The organism is Oleiphilus sp. HI0043 (assembly GCF_001634935.1).
The window spans coordinates 1-1,213 of the sequence record NZ_LWEY01000620.1 but is presented as its reverse complement, the minus strand read 5'-3'; the positions used below and the strand labels follow the sequence as shown (position 1 = coordinate 1,213).

The 1,213-nt window shown below is 47.9% G+C and carries 2 protein-coding genes; both read right to left on the bottom strand.

Annotated features, from left to right (window positions below; all coding sequences use genetic code 11):
- On the bottom strand, nt 1-911 hold a 911-nt coding region (gene coaBC / locus A3729_RS07590; protein WP_068633538.1), incomplete at its 3' end, for a bifunctional phosphopantothenoylcysteine decarboxylase/phosphopantothenate--cysteine ligase CoaBC.
- A 207-nt stretch (nt 912-1,118) separates the two neighbouring features.
- A partial coding sequence (locus A3729_RS07585; protein WP_197475662.1) for a cold-shock protein occupies nt 1,119-1,213 on the bottom strand: 95 nt, incomplete at its 5' end.

Genomic DNA, 1,213 nt, shown 5'->3' with positions numbered 1-1,213 from the left:
TCATCAGGCTTCTTCTTTATTTTCTTTGTTTGTATCGTCTGAGGCCTGTAGTCCGCCACCGCTGCACACGCAATGAAAATATTATTTGAACCGCCAAGCTGTGCCAAAACAGTATCCCTCATTTCTACTGCTGACAATACATTCAAACGCTCAACTCCATCGGGCGCGTCAAGTTTTGTCGGGCCAGAAACCAAGGTAACCTTTGCCCCTGCACGAACACAACTTTCAGCAAGTGCATAGCCCATTTTCCCCGAGCTGTGATTACTAATATAGCGGACCGGGTCAAGCGCTTCCTGTGTTGGTCCGGCAGTGATCACTACCTTACGCCCAGCCAATAAGCTAGATGGTTCTTTAGTAATTAATATCTCTAGCGACTCACACAGCTCCGCGGGCTCTAACATTCTGCCAGGACCGACATCCCCACAGGCTTGTTCTCCCTGTGCTGGCCCCAGGATTGTCACTGCAGACCCCAGAGTTTTAGTCAATTCAGAAATATTCCGCCGAGTCAGTGGGTTCAACCACATAGCCTGATTCATTGCAGGCGCCAGGAATACCTGAGCAGTACTAGCCAACAGCAAAGTATTAAGCAAGTCGCCCGCCATACCTTGAGCATATCTCGCTAAAAAGTCAGCTGTGGCTGGAGCAACCAAGATAAGATCTGGCCATTTTGCCAGTTCAATGTGACCCATTCCTGCTTCTGCATCGGAGTCTAACAGTTCAGTTTGGACGGGGTTACCAGACAAAGCCTGCAGGCTAAGTGGGGTAATAAATTGCTGAGCTCCCCTACTCATCACAACACGTACTTGTGCGCCAGCCTTAACGAGCTGCCTGCACAGGTCTGCAGATTTGTAAGCTGCGATACCGCCGGTTATCCCAAGTAATATCTTTTTGCCGCTCAGTTTGGAGCTCATACCTACTTCCCTTCACGATAAAAGCGAAAAGATACCACTCATAGCCCTCGATTTCACGCTAAACCAAGAGTTTATTAGGAGTTCGGCGTCAAGCACTCTCATGCGAACTGCTCACTCTGCATTTTTTACAGGCAAAAAAAAGAGCGCTAAAAAGCGCTCTTTTTCAATAAGCTGATACCACGAGGGTAGCATGCTCATCGAGAGAAATTACATAGGAGTAACGTTCTCAGCTTGTGGACCTTTCTGACCAGTACCAACTGTAAATTCTACAGTCTGACCTTCAGCAAGAGTCTTGAAGCCAT